Origin of the sequence: Moorena sp. SIO3A2, assembly GCF_010672265.1 — a bacterium.
GTDB classification, from domain to species: Bacteria; Cyanobacteriota; Cyanobacteriia; order Cyanobacteriales; family Coleofasciculaceae; genus Moorena; species Moorena producens.
Window position 1 is genome coordinate 45604 of record NZ_JAAHHC010000021.1, and the last position, 22883, is coordinate 68486.

Here is a 22883-nt window from a genome sequence, read left to right on the forward strand (position 1 = left end):
AAGTCTAACAAATAATCAGAGTTTTTGGTAGACTCTGGGACATTTTATCTAGCTGTTTACTCACCTTATTTCTTAAGGTGTAAAGCTGTTAGTAGCCATATTTATTCGGGTAAAGCTAGCTGTTAGTAGCCAACTTTAATTATTGCTTATCTTTATTATACCACCACTTATCTTTAGCTTTAATTATGATTAACCATGCTCCCCATCGTGGCTACGCTCTTAACTGACTCAACTACGTAAGCCGGAGATCAAGACTATGAAGGCGATCCCGCCTTTTTTTTTCGGTAGCCAGGTAGTGGGAGCTCTTGCGCAGGATCGGTCAGATGAAAGATTTCAGTGAATATACTTAAGTGTATTTTTGTTGCAATATTTTACTTTTTTTGAGATAGTATTTTTAAGGTACCCTGTTGCCCCACGGATAAAAAAGGCAACAGCTGTACTTAGGTCAGTATTGATATGTAGATATTGATATGTAGATATTGATATGTAGATATCGACTCTGACTACATCGGGATTCCTAAACAAGGGAATAGGGCATTGGCGTGATTTTTCCTCATGATCCATGTCTAGCCCCCTTGCTCCCCCGTTAATTGAATAGCGTAGCCTCCGCTGCTATACCCCGTCATGACCATAGCTCTCCCCGTAGGGCATAGCCCTTAGGAAGTAACCCTTAGGGATTATAGAAAAGTACTACTTTTCGTATTTCTAAGGGGTTGGGTGAAGGCTAGAGAATAAGTGTTATTGAAAAGTAGCCCTTCTCGAAAAGTAAGGGTTACCGGAGTGTATAGCAGATGTCGCAGGAGCTAGACCTTACCGGACTCTACCAGGAGTACGGAAGCCTATGGTAGGTCTTCTGCGAGAGTAAGCAAGTCTTACTTCCCTAGTGATGTAAATGGCATAGACTCCTCTTGTAAAACCCCTTTTAGCCGAAGGAGGTTTTACAAGAGGGTATAGGGGGGATTTAAGAGCAAGCCAAGAGGGTTACGCTATGGGCACGCTACGCCCATCAAGAAGGGGGATGCTATAGGGAGGATATGGCATAGGAGTTTCGACCTGCCTGCCGATCCAGTACAGGTGCTACCTGAACCAATACGATTTACTCGTCTCCATCAAATTCGCCATTTAAGTCCTCTCTATCTAGCTACCTGAACCGCTATGCTCAGACTCATATCCGATGTCGCCCCAGAAGCTCCGTCTTTGCCGCGATTGCCAAAGTTGCTCAAGCCCCTAAACAAGGAAGCACGACCGCCGCTTAGCCCTACTGAAAAAATTCCCAAGGGAGAGATTCGCTCTAGCCTGAGGGCTGCCACCCTTGACGGCGTGTTTTCCACCTTCTTCTCCTGTATCACAGCTGAGGTTTTCCTCACTAACTTCTTGCTGCAACTGGGTGCTAGCAACTTTGAAATCGGTATTCTTTCAGGGATACCTCTACTGGCGAATTTTCTACAGCCTATTGGTGCTTATTTATCTGACCGATCCTACAGTCGCCACTGGTTTATCATCAAAACCTTCATTCCTTCGCGACTACTATGGTTATTTGTCCTAGTAGGCATTGGGATGTTCTGCACTGGTCTGGCTCCAGCTCATCATCTAGTGTTGTGCACACTGGCGATTAACCTGATCACTCACATTTTTGGAGCTTTGGGTAGTCCCTCTTGGTCTAGCTGGATGGCGGTGTTAGTTCCTGTTCGCCTGCGAGGGCGCTATTTTGGACTGCGCAATAGCTTTACTAATTTAACCAACCTACTTTGTGTTCCCCTACTGGGATACATTGTTTCTAGCTGGGACGGTGGGCAAGTTCAAGGCTATGGCGTAATCTTGATTTTGGCTATCGTAGCTGGAATACTCAGTCTACTCTTTCAGTTCTTCATGGTAGATATCACTCCTCAGATACCCTCAAAGAAGACTGCCAAGACTGATGAGACTACTGATGAGACTACTGATGAAACCTTAGAGTCTGAGGAGCCGACGCCCTCTGATTATGCTGCCCTATTGAAAGACTCAAACTTCCTAATCTTTGTACTCTACTTTGGATTGTGGATGTTTGCCTTCACCCTCAGCAATCCGTTTTTCAATGTTTATCTGCTCGACAATTTGGGCTTAGATGTGGGTTGGGTAACTCTCTATACTAGTCTGATGGCTGGGGCAAGTTTATTGACGCTGATCTACTGGGGTAAGTTGTCTGACCTGATCGGAAATCGTCCAGTACTAGTGATGGTTGGGATTCTCCTATCCGTGATTCCCTTACTTTGGCTTGGGATCGGCAGTCCAACAACTCTCGCTCTTTGGGTTTGGCTACCCCTTTTATTCTTCGGGACAGGTTCAGCTGCAGCAGCCATTGACCTGTGTGCCAATAACATCCAAATCGAGATATCACCAGCTCATAAACCCTCCACCTATTTTGCAGCAGCTGCAGCATCAGCCGGATTAGGGGGTGCTATAGGTAGTATGTTTGGTGGCTTTTTAGCCGAGTTGCCTCACTTCGGTGGTTTGCCAACATTATTTGCCCTATCAGCAGTGGTGCGATTGGCTACCCTTTTACCTTTGGCATTTGTCCGGGAGCCACGGGGTCGGAACCTCAAACAACTGCTGCTTCGCAAGGGTGCTTGATAATCAATAGTTTAGTCAAGAGTTATGAGTTTAGGGTGCGTTAATAACACACCCTAAAATTATCCTTAAGACCTAAAATTATTGCGTAAGTCCTGAAGTAATGACTCTTGAGAAAAGCTAAGGTGGATCAGGTTAATTTCATTTGAGGTTGAAGAAATTTGCTAACGCCTCAACCATCATTGGTGGCCAACGGCGGACATGCTCTACCCAGTCCAAGTCTTGGTAGCGCTTGTCGAGACCAACGGCTGCCACCCAATTACTCTCAGCTTCCCCCCGTTTTCCGTCAGCCCACAACACAGCTGTTAAAGCAGCTCGCAGATCGGCAAATTGGGGGTATTTTCTGATAGTATTGCGCATAATGCCCATGGCTTCTTTGGTTTCACCAATTTGATAGAGAGCCAGAGCATAGTTAGCATAGGCAAAGGCAAAATTGGGCGCTAGCTCGATGGATTTTTGGTAATTTGCGATCGCTTCTGTCCATTGGCCTAGTCCTGCCTTCCCATTCCCCAAGTTGTTGTAAGCCATGGCATCATTGGGATCAAGTTTTAGCAATCGCTCATAGTCAGCAATGGCATCTTGCCATCGCCCTTGTGCTTCATAGGCGGCACCGCGATTTAGATAAGGGTCAGTGGCTTCTGGTGCTAACTCAATGGCGTGAGTAAAGTCTGCGATCGCATCCTCTAATTTATATTGGCTGACTCTAAGGTTACCCCGATTACTCCAACCGACGGGATTATCTGGTAACAGCTCAATTAGCTGAGTCCAGTAATTTTCAGCAGTTGGGAATTTCCCCTGATTCGTAGCAGCAAATGCCTTTTTCCTTAACTGGTTAATTTGTTTTATCTGAGCCTTAGTCAATTCTGGGAATTGGGTTTGCGCCATTGCTGGGGGTGTGATTATCGTAGCAGCCGATAAAACGACAAGCAGTAAAATCAGTAAAATCCTAATCAAGCGTTTCATATATTATTTCAAGTGAGACCGCAATCTTGATATTCCTTACTACTGACCATTAACTACTAATTACTAACTACTAACTACTACTCATAACCCAAATGTTTCCGAGCTGCTGAGGTGGCGACGCGACCCCGAGGTGTGCGGTGCAGGAAACCAATTTGTAACAGATAGGGTTCATAAACTTCTTCAATGGTTTGAGCATCTTCTCCAGTAGAGGCTGCCACTGCTTCTAAACCAACTGGTCCGCCATTAAATTGTTCAATCATTACCTTGAGTACCAGTCGGTCTGTCCAATCTAACCCCATCGGGTCTACATTAAAGATTTCCATGGCTTGAGCTGCTACATCCTGGTTAATTTGCTCAATGCCTTTGACTTGAGCATAGTCTCGCACTCGCCTCAGAAGTCGGTTAGCAATTCGAGGTGTGCCACGAGACCGACGGGCAATTTCTTCAGCACCGTCTTCCGTTACTGCTGCCTTTAGCAGTTGGGCTGTCCTTGTTACAATTAAACTCAATTCATCGATCTCATAGAAGCGTAAGCGTTGGATCATACCAAAGCGATCGCGTAGGGGTGAGGTTAAGGAACCTACTCGTGTGGTTGCCCCCACTAAGGTAAACTGCGGCAGAGGAATACTGCGGGTCTTGGCACTCTGACCCTTACCAATAGTGATATCCAATCGATAGTCTTCCATGGCTGGATATAGCAATTCCTCTGTCATGCGTGACAAACGATGGATTTCGTCTATAAATAAGATATCCCCAGGTTTGAGATTAACCAGAAGCCCCACAATATCTCGTGGACGCTCTAAGGCAGGTGCAGCAGTAATTTTACAATTCACCTCCATCTCAGTTGCCAAAATTAGGGACATGGTTGTCTTCCCTAATCCTGGTGGTCCATACAACAGCAGGTGATCCATGGCCTCATTTCTGGCTTTGGCGGCTTGAATGCCAATTTCCAAAACTCCTTTGAGTTCTTTTTGTCCGATGTAGTCGGCTAAGCGCTGTGGTCTAATACTCTCTTCCTGATGACCAATTTCCTCAGCGGTAGCCGTTGCTAGTAGTAGGTCACCATCGCTTTGCCTCTGACGGGGTAACCCGCGACCTTTTCGTTTCTTGCTAGATTTGGGTTCTCTATCTGGGTTTTGGTACTTTTGTCTAAAAGACGTTATGGCCATGGGTCATACTTCATCCTTCATACTTCATACTTAGTTTACTTATGCTGGCTAAGAGAATCTTACCGTGCCTGGATGTAAAAGCTGGGCGAGTTGTTAAAGGGGTCAACTTTGTTAATCTTAAGGACGCTGGTGATCCAGTGGAATTAGCACAAGTTTACAATGATGCTGGTGCAGATGAGCTGGTGTTTTTGGATATAACTGCTACCCATGAAGACCGAGACATTATTATTGATGTAGTCTACCGTACAGCCGAACAAGTGTTTATTCCCTTGACCGTGGGGGGTGGCATCCAGTCTTTGGAAAATATTAAATTATTATTAAGAGCAGGAGCCGATAAAGTTAGTATAAATTCGGCTGCTGTACGCAATCCAGACTTTATTAATCAAGCCAGCGATCGCTTTGGTAATCAGTGCATTGTAGTTGCTATTGATGCTCGTCGTCGGGAAGATCCCGATAATCCTGGTTGGAATGTTTATGTGCGAGGAGGACGTGAGAACACTGGTATTGATGCGATCGCATGGGCAAAAGAGGTGGCACAACGGGGAGCTGGGGAACTTCTGGTTACTAGTATGGATGCGGATGGAACCCAGGCTGGGTATGACTTAGAGCTAACGCGCACTATGGCTGAACAGGTGGAAATTCCAGTGATTGCCTCCGGTGGTGCTGGCAACTGCGATCATATTTATCAGGCCCTGACTGAGGGCAAAGCCGAAGCCGCGTTACTAGCTTCCCTGTTGCATTACGGGCAACTGAGTGTATCTGAAATTAAAACCTATTTGAACCAACACCAAATTCCGGTGCGATTGCCATAGTAAACTAATGGATTATTCTTCCGAAAGATTTAAGTTTTGTTGTGTAGTATTAAGTAGTTTAATGGTTTGCAGTGATTTTTATAGCTGCTAAACTAAATATGGATCCAATATTAATTTTTGTAAAAAATGCTGGTGATAATTCTAATATTTGATGTCGCCTTGGTGGCTTGGTCACTGCACCTGATGCAGGAAGCCTTTGATACCCAAGAGTTCTCTCTGATGCTGGCTGGTACCTTAGTAGCCATGTCAGCGGCAGCTATGTTAGTGGTTTATTTTCTGATGAACAGCTGCATGGGGTATATTACCCAAATGGCTCAGTCTCCCAGCGTATTCTACTGATCGAGATAATTTCATTCTGAAACTACTTGACTTAGCTGAGCTATCAAGGTATACTAGGTAATGGAGTATAAAATTACGGGGTTATAGCTCAGTTGGTAGAGCACCTCAATGGCATTGAGGGGGTCAGCGGTTCGAATCCGCTTAGCTCCATATTGATTAAATATTGATTAAAGGCTGAAGTCTTTTAGCCTGAGGGGTTGCTGTAGGGTAGCTTGGCTATCAGTCTTCAGTAATAAGGTTAGAATTTTTTGACGGTTGACGGTTGACGGTTGACGGTTGGCGGGAAACTCTTAAAACAAGTTTTGGGAGTGCCGAGGGGGGAAAATCCGTGAGACTTGATGGTGAGATGTTGAGATTAAAACCTCTTTATCGAAGACGAATTCGCCGTAATCGGCGAGGTTATCTAGACCAATCAAATTTAGGATGATCTCAGCCACTAGCCAGGTGCTGACTTTCAGAAATACATTGTTCCACTGATGATTCATTGCTCTGAGGTTTAAACATTTGGTAGGTAGAGGTTTTGTCTGGCTTCTGTTTGTTCAGATGTACCTAAATCTCTACTTCAATTCCAGAGCGACGAATCCGCAAAAAAGTCAAAAATTTTTATTTAATAAAATTTCCGATATTGATTGGTGTTGAGGGTTCACGGTTTAGGGTTGACAGTTGAGATCACTTTAGCTTCCGGCAAAATTCATCCCACACTCACGTTTCACGCTTGTTGTGGGATGAATTTTGCACAGGGTCTTTAACAAAAGACCTAAGGCGCACGTTCCAATGGGCAGGTAAACTGCTCTTGGATCGCGCCTTTTGATGTGTTATAGTATGTATACTAACAAGCAAAGCCGTTCGCGTAGCGTGGCCTACGGCCTTAAATGCTGGTTTGTTGGTAAAAGATTATTCAAAAAAAAGTCAAACAAAAACAGAGCGGCAGGGCAGTCCGTTCTTAAAGCCCAGCGCCTCCTAAGCAATAGCTGGATTGGCTGGGAAGCCTAAACTGATTCAATAGAATCAGTTTAGGAGCTGTCACGTTAATCACTTTGTTTATAAGCGATCGCTTTTGAGGATTTGAACCCAATTTGGGATTATAGCGCTGCATCGCTTTTATGATAGCGATGCAGCTCAGTCTTAGGGAGGCAGTGCGGTCTTGGGGAGGCAGTGCCGCCAAAGGGGGTTCCCCCATGAGCAACTGCCGTTGTTTCCACGGGGCTGGAGAGCGATGCAGCGCGGTCATGGGGGAAAGCTCCATGACCGCGCTGCATCAAGACAGGTGCGGAAGCAAGTTCCGCACACAGACCCATGCGCCATGAGCGACTGCATCAAGACACTGTTTCCGTCAATTCTTCTCAGTTCCCTGTGCCCCATTCCCTGTTCCCGACTTCTGCAAAAAGTCTAGTCAACCTTCACGCTCCTTTAAGGATTTGGATGGGATCCCCTTGGTGCAAGACTTTACCAGCTTCAGAAGCAGGCACGTTTGTATTCACACTTAATTTGTAGAAATGATTGAAACGAGCGCTGGTTGTCCAGGATGGTAGGGTTTCCTTGCGCCTCGCCATGAAAGTCTTTTGGAAATTATCAGTAGCCTCTCCTGTCTGAGAGTCTCGTGCTAAAACAATACAACGTTGACAGGGATTAATTCCTTCTATCAAAGCTTCCCCTACTTGAAACTGAATAGATTGCCCTGATTCGGTAAACAATTGGTCTTCCCAGAAAGCAGGAACTCCTCCAATTTCTAGATTGGCTCGAACCCGACGTCGTATGTCTTCAACAGTTATTTCAGGGAACCAAGAAGCAATGGTTTCAATGGTAGCGCTACTAATAATAGTAGGACCAAGAGCATTGGTATCGTCTGGAAAACCAGTGCTGGTGTTCTGCACTACTTTAACTGGAAAATCGAAGTAATCCTTTAACCAAGCTTCCAGAGCAGTTCGCCCGTGATCAATATGAAAGGTAATGTTTTGGTTTGTGCCCTGAATCTGTAGGGATAGCAATTGGGATTGGATATGGAAGACCGACCGCAGCAAGTGAACTTTGGCATGGCGCTTACCATTGACAAATTTACCTTGCTGATCTAATAGGGCAAATTCCCGGTCATGCTTTAGGGCACCACTTTTGAGGAGAGTTGCGGTTTGGAGTTCAATCCGATCAAGGGATTTAATCGGGTAGATATAGATAGCTTTAAGGTAAGGTAAGCTGTTCAGCATTTAGATTGAGATACCTAAATTCCTCAAAGGGAACAGGGAACAGGGAACAGGGAACAGGTAATAACCAATTTTAATGCACATCAGTTTAGTGTCATTAGTCAGTCTACCACTTTTTTAAAGTAATGCGATAGTTCTAATCTATTAGAAATAAGAGATAAAGAATGATATACCAAGAATAATCAAGACTCCATCAGCTTTATCCTAGTTGTCACTATTTCGATCAAGTAAAGCATTTTTTTATAAACTTGGTAGGTGTCACAGGGCAAATTCATCTTATCAGAGTTAATAAATTAATTAATTTCTAATAATACCGGGCAGATCAAGGAAAGCGATCGCTAATCCGAGCAAGCGATCGCTAATGTTGGTTTTGTTACTTACCTTAAACAAACGTAATAAACTTTCAGTTTTAGTAGAAGAAAGTAGTTAAGCGATCGCTAAGTTATAATAGCAGCTAATTTATGCTATTAAGCCAAATATAGAGGGTTTGCCCCGAGTGGGCGCATCTCATCTTTGTAAAAACATCATTGATCCAGTCTACTTTCTCTAGTATTAATTGAAATAAAGGAGAATTATTCAGGCGATCGCTACCCTATCCTAATTCCCCCCTAAGGTCTACTATGGTAAAGTGTTGCAACGATCCTAAGCAATTACTCTACCTCCTGCCACCCTTCAATAGTTGCCATCAGAATATTCACTAGCGGATGGTCAATCGATTCCTTGAATGCCTCTACTCGTCCAGATTTCAGGGAATTGATTACCTTAACTTTTAGTGTTGGGTTATTCTCAATTTTGTCAACAACTTCACCTACAACTATCATCTTCTCTTTGTTTGTTGTAGTGGGATTAGTCTGGGAGACTTGGTCTAGAAGTTGTTGGATTTCTTCTGCTGCTTCAACTAGGGTTTGCTTATGCTCGTTGGCTATTGATAGATCAGCAGTTACAGAATTTCCAGCTATGCCTCCTGTATTGTTAGCGTAATAAACGCTTTGACTAATATTGAAATTGGATGTATTGCTATCTCCAGGCATAATAAAATCTTCTCCTTAATCAATGAGACACTTACTTTTTAGAGTAAAGCACACCAATCGTGTTTCTAGACACAAACTGATTGGGTTTTTCGTTTTCGTCTAGGGACACCCAGATCGATGCAGTCAGGTTAGCAGCTATGTTGTCTTTATATTTTTGATAATGTTGCTCCTTAAGGCTAAAAGAAGCAATGTACTTCAAGTCAGGTTTTTGTGTATTCTGTGTCCATCCATAAATCCTCAACTCGTAGTTGCCAACTTGTAAATCAAATTCTTTTCCTCCTAATTCAGGACTCCAATCGAACCGAACAATTTTATTGACTGAAGAACGTGCTTGTACTGGAATCGGTTGAGCTAGATTTTCATCTTGAAAATTTCCTCCACTCTCGATTTTAACAAAAGTAGTCCATGCCATGTCATAAAAATTGTCATTATCTTTTCTTCCAACAACTAAACGAATTCGTTTAATGGTTCCTCCTTGAGGACTCCAATTGTAGAAAGTTATGGGAAGATTGAAGCCTAATCCGACAATCTTTTGATCACCAGTTGGGTCAGTAAGGTATGTAGGAAAAAATATAATATTTCTTCCCAAAGACAGCTTAAGATTAGCTTTTCTAAAATTTGATGTATAAGCTACAGCTATAGATACAAGTAAACTAAATAAAGCAATGATGATGGTAATAGGATCCTCTGACTGCACGTTTGTTCTGGTGCTTTTATTTATTTGCGGTGCAGGTGACGACGAAGGTTGTTGAGCTATTAGCTCAGTAATTTCATAGTTGTTATGAGTCCGAAACTGCATAATTATTAGTGTCTATTGCCAAGAATAATATATAACTCACGTGGCATGATAATATTATATCATGTCTGGTTGAAGAATTATTATATACCTTGCCTACTAATTGGTACTATGTAATTATTAATTTGTAGTTTAAGATTAGGGATTATTTCGTAAGGGATTAACCGAACTTGATATTACTCCAATATAGAACCAGCTGCAGGCTACTATTCAATCAAGACTTGCTTTACCCAACTTGCATCTGCGGTCGATAAAGGTGGTGGAGGGTCTTGACTATAATCAATCGCTAAATCATAACTCCCTTGGTCGTAAAGCTGATGTAATAATTGTTGTAAATTAACCGTAGGTTCTGTATCCTCTGGTTGGAGAGGTAAAGGAAAGGAAGGGATTGCTTGGGGGAGATTGAAAGCATATAAATCGGCTTGGGGACGTTCTTGAGAACGGCTGATTACGATGCGATAGTGGCTTTGGAAGGCTTGATTATTCATAGCCATTGGTTTTCCTTGACGCAGTAAATCAATTTCCACTAAATGGGTTAAGCTATCTAATATTTTTTGCCGTTTGGTTTCATAATTGCTGCGCCCTTCTGATCGCGTAGCGTGGCCTACGGCCTTAGACCGTTTGTTTTTGGGAGAAAGAATTTCGATGACAGTAATTACTTTGCCAGTTTCTAGCTTTCGCACTTCTAAATACCACTTCTTGATGCAGTCGCTCATGGGGGGAACCCCCAAGACCGCGCTGCATCGCTCTTTAACCATTTCAGTCATCGGTAGAGCAATCTTCATCGGTTTAACACTAGGAGCAGCAACGGTAACCAGGGGTGACGGATCTTGGTGGTTGCTTTGAGAACTTTGAACCACTACATCATCAGGAATTCCTACTAGCATCGAATCATCACCAGTAGCGTTGTAGACTCTTTCCTCAATTGCTACCCGATACTTAGGACGTAGCTGGGGGTTAAGGCTTTGGGCAATCAGGACAATGAGCCATTTGTGAACTTGTGACCAATATTCAGGTTTCTCCAGGTAGGGATTCATCCCAGGAAAAGGTGAAGGCATCTGGTGTATTGAGGCTGTGAAGTGGTATAGTACCTAAGTTAGCGAAAAATTTTGGCTCTTCGGTACCTGCAACCTGGCCAGTAATTTTGGGAAACTTCTGGAAAATCACCAGAATTTAACGATGTGTTATACCAATTTATAAAATTCAATGGTATAATAGATTCTAAATAAAATTAATCTTAAGACAGCTATGGTCTGGGCTGACCCCCTAACCTGCTGTAGCCTTCGATTTAAGCAACGTTTAACAAACAGTCTCTCAAACTCCTACTCTGTATAGCTTTGAGATTTTAAGAATTCAGTTTTACTAACTAGCATCTCAATGCCTAAAAGTATTGGTAAGTAATACTCTTAGGCATTTTTTTTTGGCAAATTAGCATCCGTTTATGGGAAACAAGCATTATGAATCAAGTTGACCTAGCGTTTACTCCAGCTCTAGACCAAGCCCAACTGATCCGCAAGGGTGAGATATCACCCCTGGAATTAGTCCAACTCTACCTTGAACGGATCGAAGGATTAAATCCTCAACTAGGGAGTTACTTCACTGTGGCTTCTGACATGGCACTTGTGGATGCTAAAGCTAAAACCGAACAACTTGCCGAAACTACCGATACCTCTAAACTCCCTCCATTTTTTGGTGTCCCGATTGCGATTAAAGACCTCAGGGCTGTAGAAGGACTCCCTTGTACTTTTGGTGTTGCTGCCTTCAAAGACAATATTGCTGAGTATGATGATGGGGTAATCACGCGGATCAAGCAAGCTGGATTCATTATTTTAGGTAAGACTGCTACCTCTGAACTGGGTTCGTTACCCTATACCGAACCCCCAGGATTTCCAGCGGCTCGCAATCCCTGGAATCTGGACTACACACCAGGGGGATCCAGTGGCGGTTCAGCTGCAGCAGTAGCAGCTGGCTTATCTCCCATTGCCCAAGGTTCCGATGGTGGCGGTTCCCTGCGCGGTCCAGCCTTTTGCTGTGGTTTGGTGGCGATTAAACCGACACGAGGTCGTATTTCTTGCGCTCCAGTAGGGGACTTTCAAAGTGGTATTGCCAGTATTGGTCCGATGGCACGGACGGTTGCTGATGCAGCCGCCTTACTGGATGTGATGTCTGGCTATATTACTGGAGACCCTTACTGGTTACCTGACCCAGAGATATCGTTTCTAGAGGCTACCCATCAACAACTGGATAATTTGCGGATTAGTTTTGCCACATCGATTAAACCGATGGGAGCAGCGTCAGCTGTATGTGAAAAGATTGTGGTGGAAACCATGCAGCGACTGGAAGGGATGGGACATTTGGTTGAACCGGGTTGTCCAGATTTCAGTGACATAGTCGAACCGTTTAAGACAGTATGGCAAGCTGGGGTAACCTCAGCAGGAATTCCCTTAGAAGCCTTAAGTCCGATGAATCGCTGGATTGCTGAACAATCCGGTTCTGCTGGGGAATATTTACAAGCGGTGACTAAGCTACAAATTATAGCGCGTCAAATTGTGGGATTCTTTAACAACTATGATGTGCTAGTGTTACCTACTTATTTACATCCACCGATTCGGGTCGGAGAGTGGGACGATTTGAGTTATGAAGAAACCTTGGAGAATATTATTAATTGGATTGGACCGTGTCCACCATTTAATGCTACTGGACTTCCTGCGATCGCAATTCCTGCTGGTTTTGATGAGAAGGGCTTACCTCTCGGAATTCAGTTAGTGGGACCTCCAGCATCAGAAGCAACACTATTGGCATTAGCGGCTCAGTTGGAAGCTGCAAACCCTTGGAGTGATTATCGTCCCACTATCGCAACGGAAGTATAGTTTAGGACATAATATTTGGCTTTAAAGGGAACAGGGAATAGGGAACAGGGAACAGAAATATGTATTAACCTTGACTTCGACTGCTATAAAATCTAAAATTTACAGGACTTACGCCACATATGAGTTATTTCCCCATCCAACAAGTTATAGTTATGGCGTAAGTCCTGATTATATTTATAGCGTTTCTCGCAGTTATGAGGTACGCTCGTCAACCTCAAAGTCCCCCTTAATAAGGGGGATTTAGGGGGATAATAGGTACCTTATGGGATATAGAATTGCTATAAGTGCTGATTTAAAAGGTTAATCGTAAACCGTCAACAGTCAACAATGCTTAAGCTTTTTTCAACCAGCTGAACATAGCCCGTAAGTCTTTACCAACTTCCTCGACGGGATGTTCTTTATTCTGACGGCGCATAGCAGTGAAGACGGGTTTACCTCCCTGATTTTCCAAGACAAATTCACGGGCGAATTGACCTGATTGAATTTCTTTGAGAATTTTACGCATCTCGGCGCGAGTTTCATCAGTAACAATCCTTGGCCCACGGGTATAGTCACCATATTCAGCAGTGTTGGAGATGCTATCGCGCATGTTAGCTAAACCACCTTCTACGACTAGGTCAACAATCAGTTTCACTTCATGAAGGCATTCAAAATAGGCCAATTCTGGTTGATAACCAGCAGCGACTAGGGTCTCAAATCCGGATTTAATCAATTCACTCAAGCCGCCACACAATACGACTTGCTCACCAAATAGGTCAGTTTCTGTTTCTTCCCGGAAGGTAGTTTCAAGAACCCCGGCACGGGTACCACCAATTCCTTTGGCGTAAGCCATGGCGCGATCGCGTGCTTGGCCTGTGGCATCCTGGTAAACAGCAAATAGACAAGGTACCCCTTCTCCCTGTTCATAGGTGCGCCGCACCAAATGTCCTGGACCTTTGGGAGCAACCATGATCACATCTATGAATTCTGGGGGAACAATTTGACCAAAATGAATATTGAAGCCGTGGGCAAAGGCAATAACATTACCCTCGGTCAGATTTGGCTCAATTTCTGCCTGATAAATGGTTTTTTGCACTTCATCCGGCAGCAAGATCATCACCAAGTCAGCTGCTTTAGCAGCATCAGCCACTGTGTGGACGGTTAAGCCTGCTTCTTCAGCTTTGCCCTTAGACTTACTACCTGGATACAGTCCCACGATCACATTCATGCCACTCTCTTTAAGATTAAGGGCGTGGGCGTGACCTTGAGAACCATAGCCGATGATAGCAATAGTTTTATCCGCCAGTAGGTCTAGGTTAGCGTCGGTATCGTAATACATCTGAGCCATTGTAATTTCTGTTCCTTTTTTGCTGGTCATTGTCTTGATGCAGTCGCTCATGGGGGAAACTCCCAAGACCGCTTAGGTGCGCTTTCCGTTGGCGAATTAAATTCGCCACGGGTCGCACCTCTGCATCGCTGCAAACTTACCATGATACCGCAAAACCGATCTCAATCCTGGCAGGTGATATACCTTTTTATCGATCAATCCATCACCACATTACCCCATGTGTGAATACAGGTCTTGGATGGTAATTATAAGTATTCCTAATTATAAATCTCTAAGGATTTTGCCAAAGTTATCTGAGGGAGATAGGATCTGTAAAAATCATGTTAAACCTAGACCTTAGAGTATTTTCATGGAGGTTTTACAGCTAAATCTGTGGTGTAGATACTTGCAGTAAAAATATAAGTAAAACTTATCAAATTGGGGATTCAGCCTTTCATTCTTAATCGGTCTTAATCTGCTGAGTGTTTTCCCGTAGTATCAGAGATGGAGTAAAAATAAGCATGCCAAGCTCCTTGAACTAAAGGATAGGCTTTTGCCGTATACTCACAAAGTCTCTACTATTGTTTTACGAGAGGATTACTAGAACATGGCAACTTACAAAGTCACCTTGAAAACGCCAGAAGGGGATCAAACCATTGACGCTCCTGATGACGAATACATTCTCGACACTGCCGAGGAGCTAGGTGTAGAACTGCCTTATTCCTGCCGTGCAGGTGCCTGCTCTACCTGTGCTGGCAAACTAGAGAGTGGTACTATTGACCAGTCAGACCAATCCTTCCTCGATGATGACCAAATCGAGAAGGGCTACATTCTGACCTGTGTCGCCTACCCCCAATCTGATTGCGTGATCACCACTCATCAAGAGGAAGCTCTGTACTAAATACTAATATAAGTACTAGTAACAAAGAGGATTACTAAAACATGGCAACTTACAAAGTCACCTTGAAAAGTGAAGCGGAAGGTATAAATACAACCATTGACGTTCCCGATGACGAAATCATTCTCGACGTTGCCGAGGAGCAAGGTTTAGATCTGCCTTATTCCTGCCGTGCGGGTGCCTGCTCTACCTGTGCTGGCAAAGTAGTCAGTGGTACTGTTGACCAGGACGACCAATCTTTCCTGGATGATGACCAAATAGAAGCTGGCTTCGTTCTAACCTGTGTCGCAAAGCCCACCTCTGATTGCGTGATCGAAACTCATCAAGAGGAAGCTCTGTACTAAGTACTAGTATATGTACTAATAACAGAGGGGAAGTAAGAGAGCTTAGAATTTGGATGTTTTATCCTTGAAGCTCTTTACTTCCCCTTTGCCGCAGATCGGGTGATGATATCCTTAGCTAATGGGGTGATGGCGAAATCACGCTCAATCCAAGCTAAATCAAGGAGGAGAAGGAGGTAATTTTCCTGAAATTATCTAAAGGGAGAGTTTGAGAGGGAAAAGAATACCCCATCCTTTTTTAAGGTGGGGATGAATTTTCCCTCTCAAATAGTGTTAAAATGAAAGGAAACGGTCTCAAAAAAACTGGGTATTGACCCTACTCAGCTACCCCCGGTGCGGGGGAAAGTTACGCCCATGGAGAGAACAATCTATTTGGTTGTGCCTGGGAATCCCCATCGAAGACGGTTGGGGAAGTTCAATCCATATATTCCCCTTCTCCCCCCTTTTACCCTTGATTAGACTAGGGCTTAACTAGTGCGCTGGCATTTTGCCAGAAGATAATAGAATTGTTCAAAGGCTGAATTTGAGTACCAGGATAATAGAAGCTGAGAATTTTTTCTGCGGACCAACCGAGTTTAGCTAAATTTTGGGAACCGTGTTGGCTAAAGCCAACCCCATGTCCAAAGCCGCCACCCACGAACACGTAGCCTTTGAGGGTTTGATTACCTTTGTCATAAATCGGGTCTACGTAGAAGAGGGTGCTGCGGGGAGGACCAAAGGCGCTGCGGGCTTCATTTTTACTCAGCTCCAGGATACCCCGATCCGTTGTTACCGCCATTTTCAGCACTCGTCCTGCTGGTGAACGCTCTACCACTTCCATATGCTCAATGGTCGTGAAGTTGGCAAGGGGGTGTTTGGTTTTTTTGAGATAGCGTTGTAAATGGCTGGTGACTTGTTTCAAGCTATTGTTGTACTTCCAGCGGAATAAGTAACTATTGTCAGTCTCATTAAATCCTTGCTTCAAGTTCATGAACTCACGGAAATTTTGTTCGTCTGCTAAGGATTTTTGTGACAAATTCCAGAGGGAGTATGGGGAGTCTACCACTGCTCTTAAGTAGGGACGTTCTGACCCATTCCAAACATCACTGAAGGGCGCACTGACTCCACCAGTTGCTGCTGAATACAGAGCATCTACTAACTCATTGTTGTAGGTCAGCACTAGACCTTTAGTAGCTGCGATCGCACGGTCAGCCACTGGATTGGTTTGATTTATTCCGAAATAAACCTGGCAGTGAGTATCGGCACAGAGTTCGTAACCGTCAACATTAAATCGGCGTCGGTTCCGCAAGGCGTAGGTGCGAGCAATAATGCTCTGAGCAGCTACGGTTGAATAGCGTGCTCCAGCTCCAATTTCATGAGGTACCACACCCCGCAAGTAGCTTTCTAGAGGTACCTGATTTACTAAGGTATAGTCACCATAGGCATTGGGCTGGATCCGTAGACTACCAGGATAAAGTCTTGTCCTACGGTTATTTTCTCCTTTGCTAACCCAGATCAGATTTTTGCCAGCAGTAATATCAATTTCCCGTCGATGGTAGCGATAGTTACCAATCACAAAGGAAGCATGGGGCACCTCGGTGACAACATTAGTATCAATATAGGCAGTAGTATCACCTTTGGCTTTGATACTTGCTAGCAGTAGACGTCGCAATAAAGGGGTTTGATAAACACTCCGTTTTGCCCACACCTGCCAGCGGTCAGGCTTGGCAACTTCCACCTCAATCCCCTTTTCCCGCCATTTATTGGCACTATCTTCTGCAGTTTCAAAGGTTCCATGGTTACTCAATACCACGTACTCTTCGATCTGGGGCTGCTGTAACGGTTTATTGACTATTTCCAGCTTGAGGCTGCTAAGCTGCTTGGTTTTCGGTTGCATATCACCGCCTAAAAATTTGACGGTTAGCTGATCGTCCGGGGCAGCTTTCAGAGTGAGCTTGTCCGTTGGTTCATCTCCAAAGCGCTGCACTACTCCCACTTTTAGTGGGATATCTGAGGCTTTGGCGGCTAACCCTGATAGGATTGGTAGTCCCCACAACGATAGTGTCATCAATGGTATTAGGAAATGGGGATTGGAAGCTGGGGAATTGAGAGAGACCGGTTTTTTCGTGAACCCCACTATCCAATTGCGAAACCGACCTGTCTTACCCGATGCCGTATTTTGATGCGAATTCAAGTCAAACGCTTTTATTGTCATTAGCTTAGTTTTTAAAGTACCCAATCCATAATTCCCATTCCCCGATTCTAGATCCCGAAAAGTACGATCCTCCACAGGTATTGTTACCCTGACCGGGTCTTTTCAGAGTTTTTGCTTTGGCATTGGAGGGTCTTTGCTTTGGCATAGGGATGATTTATTGGAATTTAAAGCATCAGGAGGAGGAGGAATATTGGAAAGATCGGGGGCGAGATAGTATAGTGCTACGCCGAAGGCAACAGGCCACAGGCCACAGGCCACAGGCAAAAGTTTACTCAAACAGCTTAGGTGCGCTTTCCGCTCTTTGTGCGCTTGACCCATTAAGAATTAAATTCGCGCTTAGGTGGGCTTTCCAATGGGCGAGTAAATCGCCCTTGGGTCGCACCTCAAGGTGGGCTTTCCAATGGGTGAGTAAATCGCCCTTGGGTCGCGCCTATCGGCAAAGCCGACGCGGGGCGCGTTCGGGTCGCACCTTTTTCAGCTTTTATCAATGTCAAACACCTTAATGCGTAGTTCCTTATATTATGAATTCAAATCTGTCAAGACTAATCAGCAATGACCAGCAATTCTCAGTATGAAATATTAACTAGTTTTGGGAGGGAGTTATAACTCCAATCCCTGGAGGATGAAAGTGAGCAGATCTTCCCAGCTATCGAAATACATGTAACGGGTCAAGGCTCGCAAATCCTCAAAAAAGGTTTTCCGAGTTGGTATAGCAGAAGTCAGAAGTCAGAAGTCAGAAGTCAGAAGTCAAACTCTTGCGCTTCTTGATGCAATAGCGAGTGGGGGAAACCCCCAAGACCGCTTAGGTGCGCTTTCCGTTGGCGAATTAAATTCGCCACGGGTCGCACCTCTGCATCGCTTACAAAGGGTGTGAGACTTTTGTCATGTCCTAACTGCCCTGGCGACTGCTATATACCAGTCGAAGCAAAGCTTAGGACATATTTCTTTTCCCTGCTCCCAGCTGTTGAAGCTGGTAGAGTCGATGCACTGTATTACCCGGGGCACCTCTCCTGTCATACCATACGTGAAAGTGGCGGGTAACAGAGCATACGTCACCGTATCTCCCTCCCCTAAGAACCGGACTTGACACTCCTCGCATCATCCGGCTCAAGCCTTTGCTTTCACAAAACATCTACCACTGTGTATTGTCTTATGGCAAATTTTGTGTAGGTGTTGAACACCTATTTCCTAAAATGAGAATTGCTGATTTCCAGCAAACTCCCTTGACAACTGGTATACAGCCTTAACTTGTCACCGATGACTATGAATTGAATTATGGACTCCTGTATAATTAGGTCTGTTGCTCCTAGGACACACTTTGTATTGTATTATTCCGATGCAGCTCAAAGTAAAGTAACTGCACAGGATAAAAAATACTGAAGCTTCATCTGGCACGCATCTTATTATAATATATGAACTCTACTAGTGAGGAATCCATAAATGAGTAGCTCTAACCCTTTTAAGGTTGCTCCAATTAAAGAAATTGTTTCTTATGAAGACTTTGAAAAAATTGATATACGTGTTGGCACAATCGAGCTAGTAGAAGATTTGCCAAAGTCAGATAAGTTGATCAGATTAACGGTTGACTTTGGTGATTTCAAACGCAAGATCCTAGTAGGTATGAAAAAAGAGAGAGAAAACCCTAAAGCAGAGATTGAGGGTAAGCAGGCTTTATTTATAGTTAATTTGAAGCCTAGGAAGATGATGGGAGAACAATCAGAGGGCATGCTTTTTGATATTGGCTATGCAGATGGTATAACCCCAGTTTTAGCTATGCCTGAAAAGATCATTCCGAATGGTACTCGTGCAGGATAAAGCAAGGGCATCTATCTAGTGTGGGGGGATATACGAACGCTACCCCACTATGCCCAAACGAATCAGCGTTGCTTAATAATGAAATGATTTTAAGAGTGAGGTGGAATGGGCATTTTGCTGTGGAATGGGCATTTTGCCGGTTATCAATATTCCCATTCCACAGCAGGATGCCCACTCTACTCCTATTGAACGTCAGTAAGGGATCATAAAAAAGCTGAAGTCCTTGCCTAATGAAGCTTGAACCCGATTAACTTCCCCCACGAATAGGAAAAGGAGGGGGGATACTCTTAAACCGTAATTAATCGGGATAATCCCGGATAAGACGGTCAAGGTGCATTTTATTGTGGTCTAAGTGAGGGGTGGTCATCGGCAATTGGAGTTAAGCCTGCCACCCATCTATTTAGACGTTCCTGGCATCCCGACCAGGAGTTCCTTGAAAGCCCGAGCAAAGCTCATGTTTACAATCAAGCAATCCAAGCTCAATTGCATCAAGCAAACTCAGTCCCATCCCTTCCAAGAAACGCGCGGTACGACGCAACAACACTGCCTGCACCTCGGTCTTACTCATGTACCGAGTAATGTCCTGATCCGTACCTCTGCTAAGGACATTTTTGGCAGCATTGTGGTCAGCCTGTAACACGACCCCATTAAACCTGGTGAAACTGTCCCCGCTCCTTTTCCCTAATAGGGTTCCAGTCACGGAGTCAATTTGCGACGTGTAACTAGGTTGAACTTCTGTAACAACCGACCCAGTCCAATTAGCCCACTTCTGTAAGGAGTCCCGCATTTGACCCTTCATCCAACTATTAAGCTTACGGGACATGGCCTTGGACTGACGTTTATTTTTTATTGGTTGTGTTAAATCTTCCGCAAAAACTTTCAACGATTCACCATTAAAAAGAGATTTAGAAGCGGCTCCTATAATGGCTGTAAGTTCCGATTGATTTTGTCTGTAGCGTTTATTTTCTGTCTTTCGACTAAGATTGTTTTTCAGTATTCGAGCAGATCTAGATGGATTTAGTTCCTCTAGCTTTCTATGAAGTGCCCATAGTTTCCCTCTATTGCGATTCTTGGCACATATTCTATCTGATTTCTTGGTAGTTTCTTTCCCTAGTCCCTTCCCATGCGCGTGACCATCCGAATCATAGAAAGCTTCGGTGTATCCCTTGTCTACTCCTACACTCTTGAGTTCAGATGGTATTTCTACGGTTCCATGGTCTACTAGAAAATGAATCTCAAATCTTGGCAAAACGTGATTATGTATCAACCGAATCTGTCCTTTCAGTTTTCGGTTAGATCTAACGATTACCGTAAGAATTCAGGTGAGAGGGGTTGACAAAATCAAGAAATCCGGTATGGTGACGGCATGAGCGAAAAACCGAAACCCGAAAAACTAGCTCCCCCCCAACTCAAGCAACTGACAACGGAGCAGTTGGTGGTCATGATACTAGAGCAGCAAAAGCTGATTGACCAACTGTTAGAGGAAGTAGCCCAGCTCAAGCTCAGACTCAGACCCAACAGCCAAATTACCTCACAACCGCCATCAGCGGACTTAATTCAGAAATCGGAAAAACCCAAACCGCCAGAGTCAATCGCCCCTCAAGCCAAAAGAAAACCTGGAGGGCAGCCGGGACATCAAGGAAAAACCAGAAAAGGTATGGCGCGAGTAGACCGCTACCAAATTGTCAGACCATCAGTGTGTCCCAACTGTGGCTCAGAAGAATTCCTTGACGCACCTGTATCTGTAAGCTGTAAACAAGTCGCCCAACTCGTAGAGCGTCCCGTAGAAATAGTCGAATATCAGTATCACACTTGCAAATGTGTCCATTGCCACAGGCAAGTCAAAGAAGCCAAAGCCCCTGGAGTCATCCCCGGACAAGACTTGGGCATCTCCAACAGCGCGATGCTGGCTTGGATGGGAAATCACGGAAACCTATCCGAAGAAAAACAACAAGAATGGCTACTAGAGTTGACGGGACTCAAAATCGGAGTGGGAACTCTAGCCGCCACCAATCGACGACTGGCGCAGTCGGTAGCTATACCTATTCAAGAACTTTGGCAGTGGGCGCAACAACAGCAACACCTGCACGTTGATGAAACCCCGTGGGGGGTGGCTGGAGTAAAAGAATGGTTGTGGACTGTTGCCGGAGCCAAATTTTCTCTGTTCCATGCCGCAGATACCCGAGGGCGGGTGGAACTCGAACAAATTGTGGGTTCCGAATTTGCTGGAGTCCTCAGTTCCGACGGCAGAGCGTGTCTATAACGGTTACAAAGTCGCTCACCAGCAGAAGTGTTTAGCTCATCTGAGACGGCACTTCAAAAAAGTGATCCGCTTGGGTCATGGCAATAACCCGAAATTGGGACAACGGTTCCTGGATTTAATTGATGAGGCCTTCGATGAGCATCAAAAATGGCGAGAGACTCAAGATGGAGCTGCTTATCGAGGGTGGGTAGCTCAGTGTCTTGATGCAGTCGCTCATGGGGGAAACCCCCAAGACCGCGCTGCATCGCTTCAAACCCAAGTTGGAGAAAGCTTTGGAGCAATGGAGTTCTCAAGCCGGAGCTGCAGCTGGGCTACTGCTGCGTTCTCTTAGAAACAAAGCTGCCCAATGGTGGTATTTCCGTATAGCACCCAGAAGTTCCACCTGATAATAATCGAGCGGAAAGAGCATTGCGTCCAGCAGTGACCAAACGTAAGGTCTGTGGCGGTTCCCGTTCCATGGAACGGTTTCGGGAAACAGCGGATTTACTCAGCGTCATCCAAACCTGCCGTGTCCAGGGTCGTTCGGCTGTGGAATTTTTCCGACAAGCTCTTGAGGCTACCGTTTCCCCAACAACGGTTTCTTATCCTTCCCTGATTCCAATGACCTGAATTCTTACCGATTACCTTGTTCCTTTTTCCTCTTCTCAACCCAGCTAACTCTAACTGATAAGTGTTGCGAGAAAGTTGCTTACAGGTATAACCTCCCTGTTGATAGACTATTTGGTTCTTAACCCAAGAATGCCCACGTTGGTATTCCTTCCTGACAAACCTGTGTAGTAAAGGATTTTCTAGGAAAGCTAAAGTTTTGAGCTGTCTACAAAGCTCTTTTCTTCTCTTTTGGTTGTATGTACCAGAGAACCTTTTGTAAATCCTTTTGACAACGGCCTCAGTGCAAGCTGCTTGTTGGGCTGTGATTGCTTTCGCTACATCACTGACCGTCCATTCCATTAGTTTTGAAGGTAGTCCCAGGGATTCGGGAGTCCTAAAACTCCTTACTTCTGGGTACGCCTTTTTCCAATCTAGTCCCCAATGGTTAATACTTCCCAGCTTGTTGTAGGACTCAGCCCTGACGATACCCAGCTTTTTCATTACCTGCAGCAATTCAAGTTCAACCGACTTTGTCATCCCTGCCACAGGGACGACTTGAGTCGATATCCTTTTTGTTACTCCTTCTTTTCTTGGCATCGTTAGAGCTGGATTCTACACTTCAATTATACTCTAGCGCTAAGTAAATGTCAATGTCCATTTTGTGGTATTAAATACCGATTTATCCCTATTTTT

Annotated in this window: 19 protein-coding genes, 1 tRNA gene and 1 pseudogene; 9 read left to right on the forward strand and 12 right to left on the reverse strand. The window is 44.5% G+C overall.

The features are described from left to right. Positions 1–1155 precede the first annotated feature (1155 nt). A complete protein-coding gene (locus tag F6K64_RS22230; RefSeq protein WP_044492840.1) occupies positions 1156–2610 on the forward strand; it encodes an MFS transporter in 1455 nt (484 codons plus the stop codon). Between the two features lie 138 nt (positions 2611–2748). Here the strand turns inward: F6K64_RS22230 and F6K64_RS22235 are convergent, their stop codons facing one another. Both F6K64_RS22235 and ruvB read right to left on the reverse strand, forming a co-directional pair. After that, entirely contained in the window at positions 2749–3570 is an 822-nt protein-coding gene (locus F6K64_RS22235) for a tetratricopeptide repeat protein (protein WP_008183034.1), read from the reverse strand. Positions 3571–3647: 77 nt separating this feature from the next. Next, complete coding sequence (gene ruvB / locus F6K64_RS22240) at positions 3648–4739, reverse strand: Holliday junction branch migration DNA helicase RuvB (protein ID WP_008183032.1); 1092 nt, start codon at positions 4737–4739, stop codon at positions 3648–3650. A 41-nt stretch (positions 4740–4780) separates the two neighbouring features. On the opposite strand from ruvB, the gene hisF reads away from it, so the two are divergent. The 3 genes from hisF to F6K64_RS22255 all read left to right on the forward strand — a co-directional run bounded on the left by hisF (position 4781) and on the right by F6K64_RS22255 (position 6040). Then, positions 4781–5551 (forward strand): imidazole glycerol phosphate synthase subunit HisF, encoded by a 771-nt coding sequence (gene hisF, locus F6K64_RS22245; RefSeq protein WP_008183030.1) that lies wholly within the window; start codon positions 4781–4783, stop codon positions 5549–5551. Positions 5552–5677: 126 nt separating this feature from the next. Continuing rightward, positions 5678–5890: a hypothetical protein gene (locus tag F6K64_RS22250; RefSeq protein WP_008183028.1), complete on the forward strand. Its 213-nt coding sequence runs from the start codon at positions 5678–5680 to the stop codon at positions 5888–5890. A gap of 77 nt (positions 5891–5967) precedes the next feature. After that, positions 5968–6040 (forward strand) — tRNA-Ala (locus F6K64_RS22255). 140 nt (positions 6041–6180) lie between these two features. Here F6K64_RS22255 and F6K64_RS22260 read toward each other — a convergent pair. The 6 genes from F6K64_RS22260 to F6K64_RS22285 all read right to left on the reverse strand — a co-directional run bounded on the left by F6K64_RS22260 (position 6181) and on the right by F6K64_RS22285 (position 10973). After that, on the reverse strand, positions 6181–6375 hold the full coding sequence (locus tag F6K64_RS22260; RefSeq protein ID WP_008183027.1) for a hypothetical protein: 195 nt from the start codon (positions 6373–6375) through the stop codon (positions 6181–6183). A 458-nt stretch (positions 6376–6833) separates the two neighbouring features. Next, positions 6834–7121 carry a hypothetical protein gene (locus F6K64_RS22265; RefSeq protein WP_075873702.1) on the reverse strand — a complete coding sequence of 96 codons (288 nt, stop codon included), beginning with the start codon at positions 7119–7121 and terminating at the stop codon, positions 6834–6836. Between the two features lie 169 nt (positions 7122–7290). Next, a complete protein-coding gene (locus F6K64_RS22270) occupies positions 7291–8091 on the reverse strand; it encodes an MOSC domain-containing protein (RefSeq protein ID WP_008183023.1) in 801 nt (266 codons plus the stop codon). 647 nt (positions 8092–8738) lie between these two features. Beyond that, entirely contained in the window at positions 8739–9119 is a 381-nt protein-coding gene (locus tag F6K64_RS22275) for a hypothetical protein (protein WP_008183020.1), read from the reverse strand. 31 nt (positions 9120–9150) lie between these two features. Continuing rightward, a complete protein-coding gene (locus F6K64_RS22280; RefSeq protein WP_008183019.1) occupies positions 9151–9918 on the reverse strand; it encodes a hypothetical protein in 768 nt (255 codons plus the stop codon). 203 nt (positions 9919–10121) lie between these two features. Beyond that, a complete protein-coding gene (locus F6K64_RS22285; RefSeq protein ID WP_287262801.1) occupies positions 10122–10973 on the reverse strand; it encodes a DUF4058 family protein in 852 nt (283 codons plus the stop codon). 399 nt (positions 10974–11372) lie between these two features. Between F6K64_RS22285 and F6K64_RS22290 the strand changes: the two genes are divergently transcribed. Next, positions 11373–12785 (forward strand): amidase, encoded by a 1413-nt coding sequence (locus F6K64_RS22290; protein WP_008183013.1) that lies wholly within the window; start codon positions 11373–11375, stop codon positions 12783–12785. Between the two features lie 331 nt (positions 12786–13116). Here the strand turns inward: F6K64_RS22290 and ilvC are convergent, their stop codons facing one another. Beyond that, positions 13117–14112 (reverse strand): ketol-acid reductoisomerase, encoded by a 996-nt coding sequence (gene ilvC / locus F6K64_RS22295; RefSeq protein ID WP_287262800.1) that lies wholly within the window; start codon positions 14110–14112, stop codon positions 13117–13119. After that, the gene (locus tag F6K64_RS22300; protein WP_287262799.1) at positions 14081–14221 is read right to left on the reverse strand and encodes a hypothetical protein; all 141 of its coding nucleotides are present in this window, start codon (positions 14219–14221) and stop codon (positions 14081–14083) included. Before F6K64_RS22300 ends, ilvC begins: the two co-directional genes overlap by 32 nt. 477 nt (positions 14222–14698) lie before the next feature. Here F6K64_RS22300 and F6K64_RS22305 point away from each other — a divergent pair, with 477 nt between their 5' ends. Beyond that, complete coding sequence (locus F6K64_RS22305; protein ID WP_287262798.1) at positions 14699–14992, forward strand: 2Fe-2S iron-sulfur cluster-binding protein; 294 nt, start codon at positions 14699–14701, stop codon at positions 14990–14992. A 41-nt stretch (positions 14993–15033) separates the two neighbouring features. Beyond that, positions 15034–15333 (forward strand): ferredoxin, encoded by a 300-nt coding sequence (locus tag F6K64_RS22310; protein WP_008188179.1) that lies wholly within the window; start codon positions 15034–15036, stop codon positions 15331–15333. A 457-nt stretch (positions 15334–15790) separates the two neighbouring features. Here the strand turns inward: F6K64_RS22310 and F6K64_RS22315 are convergent, their stop codons facing one another. Continuing rightward, on the reverse strand, positions 15791–17377 hold the full coding sequence (locus F6K64_RS22315) for a SpoIID/LytB domain-containing protein (RefSeq protein ID WP_131827322.1): 1587 nt from the start codon (positions 17375–17377) through the stop codon (positions 15791–15793). Positions 17378–18964: 1587 nt separating this feature from the next. Here F6K64_RS22315 and F6K64_RS22320 point away from each other — a divergent pair. Further along, positions 18965–19339 carry a tRNA-binding protein gene (locus F6K64_RS22320; protein WP_008188182.1) on the forward strand — a complete coding sequence of 125 codons (375 nt, stop codon included), beginning with the start codon at positions 18965–18967 and terminating at the stop codon, positions 19337–19339. A 400-nt stretch (positions 19340–19739) separates the two neighbouring features. Here the strand turns inward: F6K64_RS22320 and F6K64_RS22325 are convergent, their stop codons facing one another. After that, positions 19740–20588: a zinc ribbon domain-containing protein gene (locus F6K64_RS22325; RefSeq protein ID WP_287266327.1), complete on the reverse strand. Its 849-nt coding sequence runs from the start codon at positions 20586–20588 to the stop codon at positions 19740–19742. A gap of 117 nt (positions 20589–20705) precedes the next feature. Between F6K64_RS22325 and tnpC the strand changes: the two are divergent. Beyond that, a pseudogene (gene tnpC / locus F6K64_RS22330) lies at positions 20706–22211 on the forward strand (IS66 family transposase). Positions 22212–22883 lie beyond the last annotated feature (672 nt).

Bases quoted from the DNA above. Each gene is read 5' to 3' on its own strand.
- F6K64_RS22315 (WP_131827322.1), bottom strand. From the start codon at position 17,377: ATGACACTATCGTTGTGGGGACTACCAATCCTATCAGGGTTAGCCGCC.
- F6K64_RS22235 (WP_008183034.1), bottom strand. From the start codon at position 3,570: ATGAAACGCTTGATTAGGATTTTACTGATTTTACTGCTTGTCGTTTTA.
- F6K64_RS22320 (WP_008188182.1), top strand. From the start codon at position 18,965: ATGAGTAGCTCTAACCCTTTTAAGGTTGCTCCAATTAAAGAAATTGTT.
- F6K64_RS22265 (WP_075873702.1), bottom strand. From the start codon at position 7,121: ATGACCGCGCTGCATCGCTCTCCAGCCCCGTGGAAACAACGGCAGTTG.
- hisF (WP_008183030.1), top strand. From the start codon at position 4,781: ATGCTGGCTAAGAGAATCTTACCGTGCCTGGATGTAAAAGCTGGGCGA.
- F6K64_RS22230 (WP_044492840.1), top strand. From the start codon at position 1,156: ATGCTCAGACTCATATCCGATGTCGCCCCAGAAGCTCCGTCTTTGCCG.
- F6K64_RS22285 (WP_287262801.1), bottom strand. From the start codon at position 10,973: ATGCCTTCACCTTTTCCTGGGATGAATCCCTACCTGGAGAAACCTGAA.
- ruvB (WP_008183032.1), bottom strand. From the start codon at position 4,739: ATGGCCATAACGTCTTTTAGACAAAAGTACCAAAACCCAGATAGAGAA.
- F6K64_RS22275 (WP_008183020.1), bottom strand. From the start codon at position 9,119: ATGCCTGGAGATAGCAATACATCCAATTTCAATATTAGTCAAAGCGTT.
- F6K64_RS22310 (WP_008188179.1), top strand. From the start codon at position 15,034: ATGGCAACTTACAAAGTCACCTTGAAAAGTGAAGCGGAAGGTATAAAT.
- F6K64_RS22270 (WP_008183023.1), bottom strand. From the start codon at position 8,091: ATGCTGAACAGCTTACCTTACCTTAAAGCTATCTATATCTACCCGATT.
- ilvC (WP_287262800.1), bottom strand. From the start codon at position 14,112: ATGGCTCAGATGTATTACGATACCGACGCTAACCTAGACCTACTGGCG.
- F6K64_RS22280 (WP_008183019.1), bottom strand. From the start codon at position 9,918: ATGCAGTTTCGGACTCATAACAACTATGAAATTACTGAGCTAATAGCT.
- F6K64_RS22260 (WP_008183027.1), bottom strand. From the start codon at position 6,375: ATGAATCATCAGTGGAACAATGTATTTCTGAAAGTCAGCACCTGGCTA.
- F6K64_RS22250 (WP_008183028.1), top strand. From the start codon at position 5,678: ATGCTGGTGATAATTCTAATATTTGATGTCGCCTTGGTGGCTTGGTCA.
- F6K64_RS22305 (WP_287262798.1), top strand. From the start codon at position 14,699: ATGGCAACTTACAAAGTCACCTTGAAAACGCCAGAAGGGGATCAAACC.
- F6K64_RS22290 (WP_008183013.1), top strand. From the start codon at position 11,373: ATGAATCAAGTTGACCTAGCGTTTACTCCAGCTCTAGACCAAGCCCAA.